Consider the following 17,481-nt stretch of genomic DNA (forward strand, 5'->3'; position numbering starts at 1 on the left):
GTGTTCCTCCCACTGGACGCCGGCAACGACGCGTTGCTGCCACGGAGGGGGCATCGATCCGGGATGGACGACGACCGCTACGCCCCGCCCGCCGCGCTGGCCGCCCGGGCGAACGTGACCGCCGACGACGAGACGCGGCTACGCGCCGAGGCGGACGCCGACCTCGACGCGTTCTGGCTCGCCCGGGCCCGGGAGCTGGACTGGGAGCGGGAGCCGACGCAGGGCTACGACGGGACGGAGCACCCGTTCGTCACCTGGTTCGCCGACGGTCGGCTCAACGTGGCGCACAACTGCGTCGACCGGCACGTCGCCGCCGGGCGCGGGGAGAAGGTCGCGCTGTACTGGGAGGGCGAGCCGGGGGACCGGGTCGCCGTCACCTACGCCGACCTGCAGCGCCGGGTGGCGCAGGCCGCGCACGCGCTGACCGGGCTCGGCGTCGGGACCGGTGACGTCGTCGTCGTGTACCTGCCGGTGCTCGTCGAGACGGTCGTCGTGATGCTCGCGTGCGCGCGGATCGGGGCGCTGCACTCGCTGGTGTTCGGCGGGTTCTCGGCCGAGGCGCTGCGGTTCCGCGTGACCGACGGGCGGGCGAAGGTCGTCGTCACCACCGACGGGCAGTACCGGCGCGGGAAGGCGATCGCGGTCAAGGAGAACGCCGACCACGCGGTGGCGGGCACCGACGTCGAGCACGTCCTCGTCGTCCGCCGGACCGCGCAGGACGTGCCGTGGACCGAGGGCCGCGACGTCTGGTGGCACGACGTCGTCGAGACGCAGCCGACCACGCACGAGGCCCGGGCGTTCGACGCCGAGACCCCGCTCTTCCTCATCTACACGTCCGGGACGACGGGCCGGCCGAAGGGCCTGGTCCACACCATGGGCGGCTACCTGACGCAGACGGCGTGGACCGCCTGGGCGTGCTTCGACCACCGCGACGACGACGTCTACTGGTGCCAGGCCGACCTGGCCTGGGTCACCGCGCACACCTACGAGGTCTACGGCCCGCTCGCGAACGGCGTCACCCAGGTCCTCTACGAGGGCACGCCGGACACCCCGCACCGCGGCCGCCACTTCGAGATCATGGCCCGCTACGGCGTCACCGTGTACTACACCGCGCCGACCCTCGTGCGCACGTTCATGACGTGGGGCACCGGGATCACCGACGGGCACGACCTGTCGGCGCTGCGCCTGCTCGGCAGCGTCGGCGAGGCCATCAACCCCGAGGCGTGGCGCTGGCTGCACGAGCACGTGGGCGGCGGGCGCTGCCCGATCGTCGACACCTGGTGGCAGTCCGAGACCGGCGCCGCGATGGTCGCCCCGCTGCCCGGCACGACGACGTTGAAGCCGGGCTCGGCGACGCGGCCGCTGCCCGGCGTCTCGGTCCGGGTGGTCCGTGAGGACGGCACCGACGCCGACCCCGACGAGGGCGGCCTGCTCGTGGTCGACCGTCCCTGGCCGTCGATGGCCCGCACCGTCTGGGGCGACCCCGACCGCTTCGTGTCGTCCTACTTCGAACGCTTCCGGGCGCAGCGCTGGTACCTCGCGGGCGACGGCGCCCGCATCGACGACGACGGGTACGTCTGGCTCCAGGGCCGGGTCGACGACGTCATGAACGTCTCCGGCCACCGGCTGTCCTCGATCGAGCTGGAGTCCGCGCTCGTCAGCCACCCGCGCGTCGGCGAGGCCGGCGTGATCGGGGCGCCGGACCCGACGACGGGTCAGGCGGTCGTCGCCTTCGTCGTGACCCGGGGCGAGGGCGCGCCCGACGAGGACCTCACCGCCGACCTGCGGGCGCACGTCACCCGCGAGCTCGGCCCGGTCGCCCGGCCGCAGCAGGTGCACGTGGTCTCGGTGCTGCCGAAGACCCGCTCCGGCAAGATCATGCGCCGCCTGCTGCTCGACCTCGCGTCCGGCCGGGAGCCGGGGGACACGACGTCGATCGTCGACCCGGCGGCGCTCGACCAGGCCCGGGCGGCGCTGCGGGGCTGATCGACGGAGCCGGATTTCCTGGCACTGGGTGCAAGCAGTGACGCTTCGCTGCCATCCGGTGGGGGCTACGACGTCCGGACCACCGCGCACGACTCGGCGGGCAGCACCACCGCGGCCTCGGAGAGCCCCACCTCGAACGGTGCCCACAGGACGTCGGTCGCCCCGTCGAGGGGCACCGTGGCCTCCCCGCCGCCGAGGTTGACCACGAGCCGCAGGGCCCCGCGGTGCACGACGAGGGTGCGGGCGGCCGGGTCCACGTCGACGTGGACCCGGTCCAGGCGTGGGTCGGCGAGTTCCCGCTCGGTGCGCCGCAGGGCGATGAGGGACCGGTAGACCTCGAGCAGCCAGGCGTGCTGGCCCTCCTCGGGTTCCGCCCAGTCCAGACGGGAGCGCTCGAACGTGGCGGGGTCGGTCGGGTCGGGGACCTCCTCGGCGCCCCAGCCGTGCTCGGCGAACTCCCGCCGGCGCCCCTCCCGGACGGCGTCCTGCAACCCCGGGTCCTCGAAGCCGACGAAGAACGCCCAGGGGGTGGACGCACCCCACTCCTCGCCCATCCAGATCATCGGTGTGAACGGCGAGCAGAACACCAGTGCCGCTCCGCAGGCCAGGCGGCCGGGGGAGAGGGAGGCGGACAGCCGGTCGCCGCCCGCGCGGTTGCCGACCTGGTCGTGGTCCTGCAGGTAGGCGAGGAAGCGCCAGCCGGGCACGCGGTCGAGGTCGACGGCGCGGCCGTGGGTGCGGACGCGGAACGTCGACCAGGTCCCGGCGTGCACGTAGGCCTCGCGCAGGACGCGGCCGAGGGTCTCCAGGTCGCCGAAGTCGACGTAGTAGCCCTGGGTCTCGCCGGTGAGCGTGGAGTGCAGCGCGTGGTGGATGTCGTCGCACCACTGCGCGTCGAGCCCGTAGCCGCCCGCCTCCCGCGGGGTGACCAGCCGGGGGTCGTTCAGGTCCGACTCGGCGATGAGCGTGAGCGGGCGTCCCAGCGCCGCCTCGAGCCCCTGCACGTGGACCGCCATCTCCTCGAGCAGGTGGGTCGCCCGGGTGTCGCGCAGCGCGTGCACCGCGTCGAGTCGCAGCGCGTCCACCCCGAAGTCGACGAACCACATCGTCACGTTCTCGAGGATGTAGGCCCGCACGGTATCCGAGTCCGGACCGTCGAGGTTGAGCGCGGACCCCCAGTCGTTGGACCCGGCGAAGTAGGGCCCGAACCGGTCGAGGTAGGCGCCGGACGGCCCGAGGTGGTTGTAGACGACGTCGAGCGCCACGCCCAGGCCGCGGTCGTGGCAGGCGTCGACGAACCGGCGGAAGGCGTCGGGGCCGCCGTAGTTCTCGGTGACCGCGAACCACAGCACGCCGTCGTAGCCCCAGCCGCGGGTGCCGTCGAAGGCGTTCACGGGGAGCACCTCGACGATCGTCACGCCGAGGTCGACGAGGTGGTCGAGGCGGTCGACCGCGCAGTCGAAGGTCCCCCCGGGCGTGAACGTCCCCACGTGCAGCTCATAGATCACCGCACCGGGCAGCGCCCGCCCCGTCCACCCGTCGTCGGGAAGCCCCGGAGGCTCCCAGACCTGCGAGGGGGCGTGGACGCCGTCGGGCTGCCGGCGGGACCGCGGGTCGGGCAGCGGGTCCGCGCCGTCCAGGGAGTAGGCGTAGGAGCTGCCCGGGCCGGCGCCGTCGACGGTGGCGGTCCACCACCCTCCCTCGACGGTCATGGGCCGGGTGGTCCCGTCGACCACCACCGACACCGAGTCCGCCGTCGGAGCCCACACCGCGAACGTCCCGTCGACGCCCAGTCCCGTCATGACACGTGATGATCCCGGTCCGGAGGACGCGTCGCTGCGTGAACCGGGTACACGCTCGCGGCGTTAGGGTCGGTCGGCGACGGCACGGAGGAGCAGCACGGATGGCAGGCGCATCGGACGAGGCGCACGTGGGGCAGGTCGATCCCCTGTTCGCCGCGGACGGTGACGTCGCGGCGGCGATGGCGGAGGTCGACTGGGCCGCCACGCCCCTCGGGCCCTCGCGGTCGTGGCCGCAGGAGCTGCGCACCGTCGTCCGGCTGCTGCTGACCTCGCGGTTCTCCATGTGGATGGCCTGGGGCCCGGACCTCACGTTCTTCTACAACGACGCCTACCGGCGGGACACGCTGCGCGCCAAGCACCCGTGGGCGCTGGGACGGCCGTTCCGCGAGGTCTGGGCGGAGATCTACGACGCGGTGCGGCCGCAGGTCACGGCCGTCACCGAGCGCGGTGAGGCGACCTGGGACGAGGACCTGCTGCTCTACCTCGAGCGCAACGGCTGGCCCGAGGAGACCTACCACACGTTCTCCTACAGCCCGCTCGTCGACGAGCAGGGCGAGGTCCACGGCCTGTTCTGCGCCGTGGCCGAGACGACACCGCGGGTGCTCTCGGAGCGGCGCATGGCGTTCCTGCGGGACCTGGCGAGCGCGATGACCCTGGCCCGCACCACGCGGCAGGTGGCCGACGCGGCGGTCGACGTGCTCGGCGGCGACCACGCCGACATCCCGTTCGGGCTGGTCTACCTGCAGGAGGGCGACGACCTGCAGCTCGCCGCCGCCATCGGCACCCGCCGCGGCGGACCGGGCGCGCCCGTCACCGCGACCCTCGACGACGCCGGGCCCTGGGCGCTGGACCGCGCCCGGCAGGGCACCGTGCAGGTCGAGCTGCCCGCCGACGTGCGAGCCACGGTGCCCGACGTCTGCGACCGGGCGGTCCTCGTCCCGTTGCGCCCGCCGGGCGCCGCGCCGGACGACGTGCTCGGCGTGCTCGTCGTCGGGCTCTCCCGGTTCCTCGCCTTCGACGACCTCTACCGCGACTTCGTCGAGCTCGTCGCGGGTCAGGTGACCTCCGGCGTGCTCGACGCCCGCGCGGCGGAGTCCGAGCGCCGCCGCGCCGAGGCGCTCGCCGAGCTCGACAAGGCGCGCCGCCGGTTCTTCGCCGACGCCAGCCACGAGCTGCGGACCCCGCTGACCCTGATCTCCGGTCCGGTCGACGGCCTGCTCGCCGACCCCGAGCTCGGCCCGGCGCGCGCCCGGGGCGACCTGGAGGTCGTCGCCCGCAACACGCGGCGGCTGACCCGGCTCGTCGGGGACCTGCTGGAGGTGGCGCGGCTGCAGGCGGGCAGCGCGGAGCCCCGCCGCAGCGCCCTCGACCTGGGCCGGTTCACCGCCGACGTCGCCGGGATGGTGGCGTCGGCGATGGAGCGCGCGGGCCTCGACTACGTCGTGGACGCGTCGCCGTGGGGGACCCCGGTGGCCGTCAGCCGTGTCGGGTGGGAGCGCATCGTGCTCAACCTCGTCGCCAACGCCCTCAAGTACACGCGCGCCGGCACCGTGGCGGTCCGGCTGCGGCGGGAGGACGACCGGGCGGTGCTCACCGTGTCCGACACCGGCATCGGGATCGCCGCCGACGAGCTGCCGCGGCTGTTCGAACGGTTCCACCGCATCGAGGGCACCTGGGCCCGCAGCGCCGAGGGCAGCGGGATCGGGCTCGCGCTCGTGCGCGAGCTCGTCGAGTACGACGGCGGGTCGGTCGAGGTCGCGAGCGAGCTCGGCGTCGGGACCACCTTCACCGTCTCGATGCCGGTCAGCGCGACCGGCGAGGAGACCGGGGACGTCCCGGACGACGGGTCCGACGACTCCGACCGGGGACGGGCGCTCGTCGACGAGGCGGAGCTCTGGGTCCCGGCCGGACCCACCGCGGGCAGGCCCGACCCCGACCGGCCGGTGATCGGCCGGGTGCTGGTGGCCGACGACAACGCCGACATGCGGGCCTACGTGAGCCGGCTGCTCGCCCCCCGCTGCACCGTGGTGACGGCGGTCGACGGCGACGCCGCGCTCGAGCTGGCGCTGGCCGACCCGCCGGACATGGTCGTCTCCGACGTGATGATGCCGGGCCGCGACGGCCTCGGTCTGCTCTCCGCCCTGCGCTCGGACCCGCGCACCGCCCGCGTCCCGGTGCTGCTGCTCTCCGCGCGGGCCGGGGAGGAGGCCGCCGTCGAGGGGCTCGCCGCCCAGGCCGACGACTACCTCGTCAAGCCGTTCGCCCCCGGCGAGCTGCAGGCCCGCGTGCAGGCCCACCTGCAGCTCGGACGGGCCCGGCGGGAGGCCGAGGCCCGCTTCACCGCGGTCGCCGACCTCGCCCCGGCGATGATCTGGGTCTCCGACGCCGCCGGTCGACGGGTCTTCCTCAACGCCGGGTGGACCCGCTTCACCGGGCGCGACCGGGCCGACGAGCTCGGCGAGGGCTGGGTCACGGGGATGCACCCGCTCGACCGCGCGGGCTACGACGAGGCGGTCGAGGGTGCCCGCGCCGAGGGGCGCAGCTGGGAGACCGACTTCCGGCTCCGTCACGTCGACGGCACGTACCACCGCCTCGTCGAGCAGGCGACGCCCGTGCCCGGCCCCGACGGCCGCGCGACCGGCTGGGTCGGGGCCGCCGTGGACGTGGAGACCCGCCTGCGGGAGGCCGACCGGGCCCGGCTGCTCGCCGAGGTCGGTGCCGGCATGGAGTCCACCGACACCGTCGCGGGCCGGCTGCGGGAGCTCGCCCGGGTCCTGCGCGACGCCGGCCTGGCCGACCGCGTCGAGATCGACGACAGCGGCGAGGTCGGCGCCGCGGGGGACACCCACCGGCTGGTGCGTCCGCTGCGGGTGCGCGACCGGACCATCGGGGTGCTCGTGCTCGAGCGGGACCCGACCGTCGCGCCCTGGTCCGAGGCCGACCGCGGGGTCGTCGACGAGGTGGTCGGCCGCACCCTCCCGAGCCTGGACAACGCGCTGCTCTACGCCGACGAGCGCAGCGCCGCGCACCGGCTCGCGATCGTCCAGCACGCCACCGCGGCCTTCTCCGCGGCGGCGACCCCGGCCGAGGTCGGCCGGGCGATGATGGACCACGTCGTCGAGCTCCTCGGGGACGACGCCCAGGCGGCCGTCTTCGAGTACGACCGCGCCGGCCGCGAGCTGCGCATGGTCACCCGCCGTCCGCCGGCGCGTGACCCGCGGTCCAACGGTGACGTCGTGTCCCTCGACACCGACACCCTGCTCACCCGCGCCGTGCGCTCCGAGCGCTCGATCTGGGTCCACGAGCCCGAGCCGGGCGAGCCCGAGGACGCGCAGGACCCGGAGCTGGTGGCCCTCATGCGTGCCCGGGGCATGCGCAAGGTGGTGACCGTGCCGCTGATCGCGGCGGGCAACGTCGTCGGTGCCCTGGCCGTCGGCCGGGACGTCCTCGGCCGGCTCGACGCGGGGGAGCGCACGACGCTGCTGGCGCTCGCCGAGCCCTGCGCGGTCGCCCTGGACCGCGCCCGCCTCTTCCGGGCCGAGCACGAGATCGCCCAGACCCTGCAGCGCTCGCTGCTGCCGCAGGCACTCCCGGAGGTGGCGCGCCTCCCCGTCGCGGTGCGTTACCTGCCCGGCGCCGTCGGGACCTCGGCGGGCGGCGACTGGTACGACGTCGTCGAGGTCGGCTCCCACCATGTGGCCGTGGTGGTGGGCGACGTCGTGGGCCAGGGGACCGCGGCGGCGGCCGTGATGGGCCAGCTGCGCACCGCCCTGTCCGGGTACCTGCTCGCGGGCCACGGCCCCGGGCCGGCCCTCGACCTGCTCGACGGGCTCGTCGCCCGGGTGCCCGGGGCGCGGGCCTCCACCGCGATCTGCGTGCTCGTCGACACCGACAGCGGCGAGGTCCGCTGGGCCCGCGCGGGACACCTGCCCGCGCTGCTCGTCGACGACGCCGGGCCCCGGCTGCTGACCGACTCCGCCGGACACGGCCCGCTGCTCGGCCTCGCCCAGGAGTCCCGGGTGCCGCGCACCGAGGGCGTCGTCACCATCCGCGACGGCGACGACCTCGTGCTCTACACCGACGGGCTCGTGGAACGCCGCGGCGAGTCGCTCGACGAGGGCCTCGACCGCCTCGTCGCCGTCGCCGTGGCGCGACCCGACGTCGCGCCCGAGCCGACGGCCACCTACCTGCTCGACGCGCTCGCGCCGAGCGAGGCGATCGACGACGTGGCGGTCGTCGTGCTGCGGCTGGCGCCCTCGCCCATGACCCGCACCTTCCCGGCCGATCCCACCGAGCTGGCCCGCATGCGCCGCGCGGTCCGGGCGTGGTCGGGCCCGGCGGGGCTGCGCGACGAGGTCGCGGAGGACCTCCAGCTCGCGCTCGGCGAGGCCGCCACGAACGCCGTCGAGCACGCGTACGGCACGGTCCCGCCCGCCGACGCCGAGGTCACCGTCTCCCTCACGGTCCAGCCCGACGGCGGCGTCGTGGTGGACGTGTCCGACCACGGGACGTGGCGGGAGATCCCGACCGACCCCGGGCACCGTGGTCGTGGCCTCTCGCTGATCCGGGCGCTGGCCTCCGCCGTCGTGCTCGACGCCGGGCCGGGCGGCACGACGGTGTCGTTCACGGTGCCGCCGGCCCGGCGCTCGGGCCGCAGCGACCGCGAGGTGCCCGCGTCCGCGTCCGCGCCCGACCGCGAGGTGGCGGTGACGGTCGACGGCGGCACGGTGCGGGTCGCCGGGGACCTCGATCTCGCCGGGGCCGAGGTGCTGGCCCGGGTCGTCGCCACCCCGCCCGCGCCGACGTGGTCGGTCGACGTCACCGGGATCGGTTACCTCGCGAGCGCGGGCATCGGCGTGCTGCTCACGGCGGCCGACGCCGGCGCGACGCTGGTGCTGCCGGAGACCGGGCCCGCCGCCCGGGTCCTCGCGCTCAGCGGGCTGGCCGCGCCGCGGGAGGCCGCCGCCCGCCCCTGAGCGGTGACCGCCGGCCCTGTTCGGGGACGTCCGGTGGCGGGCATCCGACCGGCATGGAGTACAGGCAGCTGGGCCGGTCGGGACTCAAGGTCTCGACGATGACGATGGGCACGATGACCTTCGGCGGCCGGGGCATGTTCGAGCAGCTCGGCACCACCGACGTCGAGGGCGCCACCCGGCAGATCGACATGTGCGTGGACCACGGCGTCAACCTCGTCGACACCGCCGACATGTACTCGGCGGGCCAGTCCGAGGAGATCGTCGGGGAGGCCACGAAGAACCACCGCGACGACGTCTACCTCGCCACCAAGATGCGATTCCCGATGGGCGACGGCCCGAACGACGGCGGCGCCTCCCGCGCCCGCATCGTGCGGTCCTGCGAGGACAGCCTGCGCCGGCTCGGCGTCGAGCACATCGACCTCTACCAGCTGCACGGCTGGGACGGGCAGACCCCGCTCGAGGAGACCCTCGAGGCGCTCGACACGCTCGTGCGCAAGGGCAAGATCCGCTACATCGGCTGCTCGAACTACTCGGCCTGGCACATCATGAAGGCCCTGGGCGTCTCCGAGCGCGGCGAGTTCCAGCGGTTCGTCTCCCAGCAGATCCACTACACCCTGCAGGCCCGCGAGGCGGAGAACGAGCTGGTCCCGGTCTCGGTCGACCAGGGCCTCGGCATCCTCGTCTGGAGCCCGATCGCCGGCGGCCTGCTCTCCGGCAAGTTCCGCCGTGGGAAGGACGACCCCGAGACCTCGCGCCACCTCGGCGAGTGGTCCGAGCCGCCGGTGCACGACCGGGAGCGGCTCTACGACATCATCGAGGTCGCCGCCGAGGTCGGGGACGCCCACGGCGTGTCGGTGGCGCAGGTGGCCAACGCCTGGCTGCTCCACAAGCCCGGGGTGACGTCCCTCGTCATCGGCGCCCGCACCGAGGAGCAGCTCGCCGACAACCTCGCCGCCGCCGACCTCGCGCTCACCGACGACGAGATGCGCCGCCTCGACGAGGTCTCCGCGATGCCGCTGCTCTACCCCTACTGGCACCAGAAGAACACGATCACCGACCGGCTCTCGCCCGCCGACGCGACGCTGCTCGGCTAGGACCTCACCGGGCTCGTGAGCACCCCGGGTCGCGTCGCCGACCCCGGGTGCCCACGAGGCCCGGTGCTGGGCGGCCCTCGGGTGATCTCACCCGGACCTCATCCGGCATCCTGGGGGCGTGGCGGCCTCGGGAGCGGTGCGGGCGGGAACGGGCGCGCGCAAGAAGTCCCAGCACGAGACGAACAAGCGCATGATCGTCGAGACCACCGCGTGGATCACCGCGATCGCCGCCGCACTCACCGTCGGGCTGCAGGCCGCGATCTCCGCGACCGCCTCCGCCCCCGACGTACCGCGGGTGACGCCGCTGGAGTACCAGTACACGCGCCCGCAGGAGGGGCCGCTCGTCTACACGCCGTTCACGCGGTGACGGGGTGCTCCAACTCTGGTTCGTCTCGCGGGCCCTCGGCGCGATGGGCCTGCTGCTGCTCAGCCTCGTCGTGGTCCTCGGGGTCCTGCACAACACCTCGGTGGTGAAGAACGCCGAGCTGGGCCTGCCCCGGTTCGTGCTGGTGGCGCTGCACCGCAACCTGTCACTGATCACCGTCGTGTTCGTGGTGCTGCACGTGGTGACGGTGCTGGTCACCGACTACGTGCACCTGCGCGTGGTCGACGTGTTCGTGCCCGGCATCGCGCTGTACAACCCGATCGGCGCGGCCCTCGGGACGGTCGCGACCGACCTGATCATCGCCATCATCCTGACGTCGGTCCTCCGGTCGCGGATCCCGCGGCGGGTGTGGTTCTGGGTGCACTGGTCGTCGTACCTGTGCTGGCCGGTCGTGGTCGCGCACGCCGTGCTCAACCTGTCGTTCCGGGGGACGACGTGGTGGACCCTCGTGGTGCCACTGGTCTCGACGCTCGCGATCGTGGTCGCGCTGCTCTACCGGCGCCGCGACACACGGCGGACCTCGATCCCGGTCTCCGAGCGGGGGCGGGTGCCGGAGGAGGCGATCCGCGCCGTGACGGGGGAGGTGCCGATCGCCCGAACGGCGAGGCCGGACGAGGCGGTCACCGAGACGATGTCGCCCGTCGACGCGCAGACCGAGGTACTGCCCGCCGTGCGCCCGGCCCGCCGCGTGGTCCCGTTGGAGCCGAAGCCGCGCCGCTGAGGGTCCGACCCGCGCCGCGAGGGTGACGTGGAGCAGGACCCGGAGCGTCGAATCCTGCCTGACGTAGCCCTCGCGGGCGGGCCGTGCTCAGGCCGGGCGGACCAGCAGCGCCACGGGGTAGCGGGCGAGCAGGTCCGACAGGGCCGGGGCGGCACCGTCGACGGCCTCGCCGGTGACCATGTCGGTCCAGTCCGACGCGCCGCCGGGCAGCGGGAGGACCGTGTCGGCCCACCCTCCGGCGGCGGCGAGCCCGACGGGCAGCCGGGTCGCCACGACGACGAGGCGCTCCCGCCCGGCCGGCCCACCGCGGGCGAACGCCACCGCGTGCTCGGCCGCGGGACCCGACGCGGGCACGGGCGTGTAGCCGTCGAACAGCTCGGGCCGGAACCGGCGCAGCCGCAGGGCCGCCGCCGTCACGAGCAGCTTGGACGCGCCGTCCGGGTCGTCGCCGGGCGGGAGCCACCCGCCGTCGATCCGGGCGAGCAGCTCGCGGTGGCGGGAGAACTCGACGGGGCGCCGGTTGTCCGGGTCGACCAGGGAGTACTCGAACAGCTCGGTGCCCTGGTAGACGTCGGGCACGCCCGGCCCGGTGATCTGGAGCAGTTTCTGTCCGAGCGAGTTCGACCGGCCGTGCGCGTCGATCTCCGCCACGAACGTCTCGATCTCGGCGACCGTCTCCGCGTCGCCCAGCACCTGGCCCGGCCACGCCGCGATCTGCTCGTCGACCTCGGCGTTCGCGTCGACGTGGGCGGTGACGAGCTTCGCCTCCTTGGACGCCTTCGTCAGGTAGCCGCCGAGCCGGTCCTCGGTCAGCGGCCAGGCCCCGATCGCCGACTGCCACGCCAGCAGCTCCAGCGACGGCGAGGGCAGCGGGTGGCGCGCGGACTGCGCCCGCAGGAACGCGCCCCACTCCGCGGTGAGCTCGGAGAGCACCGCCAGCCGGCCGCGGACGTCCTCGGAGCGCTTCGTGTCGTGCGTGGAGAGCGTCGTCATCGCGAACGGGGTCGCCGCGTCGCGGTGCGCGGCCGCCGTGTGGAACTCGGCGGGGGAGACCCCGAACCGGTCGGGGGCGCCGCCGACCTCGTTCAGCGCCACGAACCGGTTCCACCGGTAGAAGGTCGTGTCCTCGACGCCCTTGGCGGTGACCATCCCGCTGGTCTGCTCGACGCGCAGCGTCAGCGGCCCGTCCGGGTCGGCGATCATGGCCGCCCGGATCCGCCGCACCACGGGCGCCAGCTCGGGGCGGGCGCTCGAGGCCGTGTCGACCGCCAGCTCCAGGTCGGCCCGTCCCTCCGGGAGGTAGGACCGGTACACGGGGTAGGCGGCCAGCAGCTCCGCCACGGCGTCCTGCACGACGTCTGCCGGCTCCTCGCCCGCGGGCACCAGCGCCGCGATCCGGCGGACCTCGGCCAGCAGGATCTCGTCGGTGACCAGCCGCTTCGCCGTGTGCTCGGCGACGGAGAGCCGCTGGCGCTCGCCGGTGTGCTCGGCGGCGATCTGCTCGACCAGCGACTCGCCGCGCGGGTCGATGAACAGGCCGCAGACCTCCCGCAGCGCGTCGTAACCCGTCGTCCCGTCGGCCGGCCAGGACGCGGGCAGCGCCTCGGTGGCGCCGTCGGCGCGCAGCGAGGTGATCTTCTCGACCAGCAGCCACGCGTCGTCGCCCAGCCGCTCGCGCAGCCGACGCAGGTAGGCCCCGGGAGCTGTCAGCCCGTCGGGGTGGTCGATCCGCAGGCCGCTCACGACGTCGGGGTCGGCGCCGACCCAGCGCAGCACCTCGGCGTGCGTCGCGTCGAAGACCGCCGGGTCGTCCACGCGGACGGCGGCGAGGTCGGAGACGTCGAAGAACCGTCGGTAGGTCAGCTCCGCGTTGCCGCGCCGCCAGTGCACGAGCCGGTAGTGCTGGCGCTCGTGGACCTCCTGCGGCGAGCCCTCCCCGGTGCCGGGGGCCACGGGGTAGCGGTGCTCGAAGTACCGCAGCTCGGAGCCGTCGTCGGAGATCTCGAGCTTCTCGACGTCCTCCGGCGACCCGAGGACCGGGATGAGGATGGGCACCGAGAGGTCGACGTCGTACCAGGAGGCGTACGGCGACTCCGGTCCGAGCTGCAGCAGCGACCACCACGACGGGTTGGCAGGGGGCACCGCGACGCCCATGTGGTTCGGCACCAGGTCGATCAGGGCCTTCAGGCCCGCCTCGCGCAACGCCCCGATCAGCGCCACGCGGGCCTGCTCGCCGCCCAGCTCGTCGTTGACCCGCGTGGGGTCGACGACGTCGTAGCCGTGCATGGAGCCGGGAGAGGGCTGCAGCAGCGGGGAGCAGTAGAGGGCTCCCGCGCCGAGGTCGCCGAGGTAGCCGACGAGGTCGGTCGCCGCGGCGAAGTCCTGCTCGGGGGAGAGCTGGAGCCGGTACGTCGAGGACGGGACACGCAGCGCAGCGGAGCTGGCCCCGGAGGAGGGGATACGGCTGCTCACGCGCCCGCGTCCGTCTTCTGGAGCAGCAGCATCGAGCGCGCCGTGAGGGTCACGGTGTCCCCGCCGCCGACGGTCTCGAGGTCGTCGGGCAGCGCGTCGACCGTGGTCTGCGCCGTCGACCGCGCGGTACCGACCACCACCGTCCCGTCCACCGTGTCGAGCACGGTGGCCCACCGGTCGGGCAGGCCCTCGCCCGGCAGCGTGACCGCCACGTCCTCGTAGTGGGCGTTGAACACCAGCAGGAACGAGTCGTCGACGACCCGCTGGCCCCGCTGGTCGGCCTCGAGGATCCCGTCGCCGTTGAGGAACACCGTCAGCGTCGCCGCCGACCCGGCCTCCCAGTCCTGGTCGTTCATCTCCTCACCGGAGGGCGCGAACCAGGCGATGTCGCGCTGCGGCTCGTCCGAGGAACCGGGGGCGGCGGGACGGATCTCGCGGCCGTTGAAGAAGCGGCGCCGACGGAACACGGGGTGCGCGGCACGGAGGGCCGAGATCTCACAGGTGTAGCTCATGAGCTCGGAGTCGGACTTCTCGGGCGCCCACTCCATCCACGAGATCTCGGAGTCCTGGCAGTAGCCGTTGTTGTTGCCGTCCTGCGTGCGGCCCTGCTCGTCGCCGTGCAGCACCATCGGCACGCCCTGGGACAGGAACAGCGTCGCCAGGAAGTTCCGGCGCTGGCGCTGCCGCAGCTCGAGCACCGCCGCGTCGTCCGTCGGGCCCTCGACGCCGCAGTTCCACGAGTTGTTGTCGTCGGCGCCGTCCTGCCCGCCCTCGCCGTTCGCCTCGTTGTGCTTCTCGTTGTAGGAGACGAGGTCGTTGAGGGTGAAGCCGTCGTGCGCGGTGACGAAGTTGATCGACGCGTAGGGCCGGCGGCCGTCGTCCTGGTAGAGGTCCGAGGAGCCGGTGAGGCGGGCGGCGAACTCGCCCAGCGTGCCGGGCGTGCCGCGCCAGAAGTCGCGCACGGTGTCGCGGTACTTGCCGTTCCACTCGGTCCACGCGGGCGGGAAGTTGCCCACCTGGTAGCCGCCGGGGCCGACGTCCCACGGCTCCGCGATCAGCTTGACCTGCGAGATCACCGGGTCCTGCTGGACGAGGTCGAAGAACGTCGACAGCCGGTCGACGTCGTAGAACTCGCGGGCGAGGGTGGACGCGAGGTCGAACCGGAAGCCGTCGACGTGCATCTCGGTGACCCAGTACCGCAGCGAGTCCATGATCAGCTGCAGGGTGTGCGGCTGCCGGACGTTCAGCGAGTTCCCGGTGCCCGTGTAGTCCATGTAGTACTGCGGCTGGTCGTCGACGAGGCGGTAGTAGGCCTGGTTGTCGATGCCGCGCATGGACAGTGTCGGGCCCTGGTGGTTGCCCTCGGCGGTGTGGTTGTAGACGACGTCGAGGATCACCTCGATGCCGGCCGCGTGCAGGTCGCGCACCATCGCCTTGAACTCCTGCACCTGCGAGCCCGGCGTGGTGGTCCCCGTCGGACCGACGCTCGCGTACCCGAAGTGCGGGGCGAAGAAGGCGATCGTGTTGTAGCCCCAGTAGTTGCGCAGACCGCGCTGGACGAGCGCGTCGTCGTGCACGAACTGGTGCACCGGCATGAGCTCGATCGCGGTGATGCCGAGCCGCTGCAGGTGGGAGATCGTCGCCGGGTGGGCCACGGCGGAGTAGGTGCCGCGCATCTCCTCGGGGATGTCCGGGTGCTGGTAGGTCAGCCCCTTGACGTGCGCCTCGTAGATCACGGTCTCGTGGTAGGGCGTGCGGGGCGGCCGGTCGTCGTGCCAGTCGAAGAACGGGTTGACCACGACCGCCTTCGGCACGTGCGGCGCCGAGTCGTCGTGGTTGACCTCGTCGGGGTTCTCGAAGTGGTAGCCGAAGAGGCTCTCGTCCCAGGCGTAGGTCTGGCCCAGGCTCCCGTCGATCGACTTCGCGTACGGGTCGATCAGCAGCTTGTGCGGGTTGCACCGCTGGCCCGCCTCGGGGGCCAGGGGGCCGTCCACGCGGTAGCCGTAGCGCTGCCCGGGCACGACGCCGGGCAGGTAGCCGTGCCACACGAACCCGTCACGCTCCGGCAGCGGGATCGAGGTCTCGGTGCCGTCAGGATCGTAGAGACACAGCGTGACCCCTGTCGCCACCTCGCTGAACAGCGCGAAGTTCGTGCCCGCCCCGTCGTAGGTGGCACCCAGCGGGTAGGACGTGCCCGGCCAGGGCTGCATCGATTCTCCTCAACACCTCGGACGCGGACAGGAACGTCGACGCCACGCTACCGGCCCCCACCGACGCCCTCGGCGTCGTTAGGCTCCGGCGCGTGGCGACCGTCTTCACGAAGATCATCAACGGCGAGATCCCCGGGCGTTTCGTGTGGGCCGACGACCAGGTCGTCGGGTTCCTCTCGATCAACCCGCTGGGGCCCGGCCACACCCTCGTGGTGCCCCGCGAGGAGATTGACCAGTGGATCGACGCCCCAACCGGCCTCTTCGAGCACGCGATGGCCACGGCCCGGACCATCGGCACCGTGATCCGCGACGTCTTCGAACCCCCGCGCGTCGCGCTCATGATCGCGGGCTTCGAGGTGCCCCACCTGCACGTCCACGTGCACCCGGCGTGGGGCCTCGAGGCGTTCGACTTCTCCCGGGCGGCGAGCGACCCCGACCAGGCGGCGATGGACGACCAGGCCGAGCGGATCCGGGCGGGCCTGCGCGCCGCCGGCCACGGCGACCACGTCCCGGCCTGACCGCACGACGCGACAGGACACGGGTCGATGCAGCTCATCCTCGCCCGCCACGCCGAGCCGGTGGCCGCCGAACCGACCGCGGACGGCGCCCCCGCCGACCCCGAGCTCTCGTCCCGCGGGCGGGTCCAGGCGAGCGCGCTGGGCTGGTGGGCCGCGAACAACACCGGCGAGAAGGTCACCGAGATCGTCGTCTCCGGCATGCGCCGCGCCCAGGAGACGGCCGAGCCGGCGGCGAACGCCCTCGGCCTCGTCCCCGTCGTCGACGAGGACCTCGCCGAGTTCGACCAGGGCCGGTCCTCCTACACCCCGGTGCACCAGCGCATCGGGTCCGACGACCCGGACTGGGAGCGGATCCGGGAGGGGTTCCTGCCCGAGTTCGTCGACGTGGGGGCCTTCACCGCCCGGGTCCGCGGCGCCTTCGACCGGATCCTCGCGCGCCACGCCGACGCCGGCCGCGAGTCGGTCCTGGTCGTCTGCCACGCGGGCACGATCAACATGTTCCTCGCGCTCGAGCTGGCCCTGGCGCGTCCGCTGACCTTCCCGCTCGACCACGTGGGCCTGAGCCGGGTCCTCGTCTCGCGGTCGGGCACCCGCAAGGTGCGGTCGGTCAACGAGACGGGTCACGTCGCGGAGCTGCTGTGAGGTCGGAGGACCGGCATCCCACGCCCGAGCGGATGGCGGCGTTCACCGACGCCGCCGTCGCGATCGCCCTGACCCTGCTCGTGCTCCCGCTCGTGGAGCTCGTCCCCGAGGGGGTCCGGGCCGGCGAGCCGGCCGGGAGGATCATCACCGGCAACCTCGACGCCATCGGCAGCTTCCTGCTCGGGTTCGCCGTCATCGCCCGCGTGTGGGTCGTCCACCACCGGCTGTTCGGCTTCGCCACGCGGCTGACGCGGACGCTGGTGACGGTCAACCTGGCCTGGATCCTCACGATCACGGTGCTGCCGTTCTTCGTCGAGCTGGTCTCCTCGTACGGGTCGAGCGCCCTCGTCCTTCGGTGCTTCGTCGGGGACCTGCTGGTCTCGAGCGGCCTGCTCACCGCCCTCACCGTGTTGTTGCGTCGCCTCGGGGTGGTGGACGGGGACGACAGCGGCCCGCCGGACTCCTTCGTCACCGGCTCCGTCGCCGCGACGACCAACATCGGGCTGGCGTTCCTGCTCGTCCTCGTCGCCCCGCAGGTCAGCTACTACGCCCTCTTCCTGCTGTTCCTCGACCCCCTCACGACGCGCCTGGTCGACCGGATCCGCCACCGCTGAGCTCGCCCTGCCGAACGTCCGTGGACGTGGTTCTGTTCGTGTGACAGCCCGTCACGGCACT

Annotated in this window: 11 protein-coding genes; 8 read left to right on the forward strand and 3 right to left on the reverse strand. The window is 73.7% G+C overall.

The genetic code is table 11. The features are described from left to right. The first annotated feature begins 63 nt into the window (after window positions 1-63). Complete coding sequence (gene acs / locus A3CO_RS0107165) at window positions 64-1,986, forward strand: acetate--CoA ligase (protein ID WP_018331563.1); 1,923 nt, start codon at window positions 64-66, stop codon at window positions 1,984-1,986. Between the two features lie 65 nt (window positions 1,987-2,051). Here the strand turns inward: acs and treZ are convergent, their stop codons facing one another. Further along, window positions 2,052-3,788, reverse strand: a complete 1,737-nt coding sequence (treZ, locus tag A3CO_RS0107170) for a malto-oligosyltrehalose trehalohydrolase (protein ID WP_018331564.1) — start codon at window positions 3,786-3,788, stop codon at window positions 2,052-2,054. Window positions 3,789-3,889: 101 nt separating this feature from the next. Between treZ and A3CO_RS35435 the strand changes: the two genes are divergently transcribed. The 4 genes from A3CO_RS35435 to A3CO_RS30615 all read left to right on the forward strand — a co-directional run bounded on the left by A3CO_RS35435 (window position 3,890) and on the right by A3CO_RS30615 (window position 10,964). Then, window positions 3,890-8,764 carry a SpoIIE family protein phosphatase gene (locus tag A3CO_RS35435; RefSeq protein WP_084681598.1) on the forward strand — a complete coding sequence of 1,625 codons (4,875 nt, stop codon included), beginning with the start codon at window positions 3,890-3,892 and terminating at the stop codon, window positions 8,762-8,764. 53 nt (window positions 8,765-8,817) lie between these two features. After that, entirely contained in the window at window positions 8,818-9,858 is a 1,041-nt protein-coding gene (locus A3CO_RS0107180) for an aldo/keto reductase (RefSeq protein WP_018331566.1), read from the forward strand. A 118-nt stretch (window positions 9,859-9,976) separates the two neighbouring features. Next, on the forward strand, window positions 9,977-10,225 hold the full coding sequence (locus tag A3CO_RS0107185; RefSeq protein ID WP_018331567.1) for a hypothetical protein: 249 nt from the start codon (window positions 9,977-9,979) through the stop codon (window positions 10,223-10,225). 4 nt (window positions 10,226-10,229) lie between these two features. After that, on the forward strand, window positions 10,230-10,964 hold the full coding sequence (locus tag A3CO_RS30615) for a ferric reductase-like transmembrane domain-containing protein (RefSeq protein WP_018331568.1): 735 nt from the start codon (window positions 10,230-10,232) through the stop codon (window positions 10,962-10,964). Window positions 10,965-11,051: 87 nt separating this feature from the next. Here A3CO_RS30615 and treY read toward each other — a convergent pair whose 3' ends face one another. Continuing rightward, complete coding sequence (treY, locus tag A3CO_RS0107195; RefSeq protein WP_018331569.1) at window positions 11,052-13,436, reverse strand: malto-oligosyltrehalose synthase; 2,385 nt, start codon at window positions 13,434-13,436, stop codon at window positions 11,052-11,054. Further along, the gene (gene glgX / locus A3CO_RS0107200) at window positions 13,433-15,646 is read right to left on the reverse strand and encodes a glycogen debranching protein GlgX (protein ID WP_018331570.1); all 2,214 of its coding nucleotides are present in this window, start codon (window positions 15,644-15,646) and stop codon (window positions 13,433-13,435) included. Before glgX ends, treY begins: the two co-directional genes overlap by 4 nt. Window positions 15,647-15,738: 92 nt before the next feature. Between glgX and A3CO_RS0107205 the strand changes: the two genes are divergently transcribed. From A3CO_RS0107205 to A3CO_RS0107215, 3 genes are read left to right on the forward strand one after another with little or no spacing between them, the layout of a single operon-like run. Beyond that, window positions 15,739-16,164, forward strand: coding sequence for an HIT family protein (locus A3CO_RS0107205; protein ID WP_018331571.1), 426 nt, complete (start codon window positions 15,739-15,741; stop codon window positions 16,162-16,164). 27 nt (window positions 16,165-16,191) lie between these two features. After that, window positions 16,192-16,806: a histidine phosphatase family protein gene (locus A3CO_RS0107210; protein WP_018331572.1), complete on the forward strand. Its 615-nt coding sequence runs from the start codon at window positions 16,192-16,194 to the stop codon at window positions 16,804-16,806. Continuing rightward, entirely contained in the window at window positions 16,803-17,420 is a 618-nt protein-coding gene (locus tag A3CO_RS0107215) for a TMEM175 family protein (RefSeq protein ID WP_157647137.1), read from the forward strand. Before A3CO_RS0107210 ends, A3CO_RS0107215 begins: the two co-directional genes overlap by 4 nt. Window positions 17,421-17,481 lie beyond the last annotated feature (61 nt).

It is taken from the genome of Actinomycetospora chiangmaiensis DSM 45062, from assembly GCF_000379625.1.
In the GTDB taxonomy this organism is placed as follows: domain Bacteria; phylum Actinomycetota; class Actinomycetes; order Mycobacteriales; family Pseudonocardiaceae; genus Actinomycetospora; species Actinomycetospora chiangmaiensis.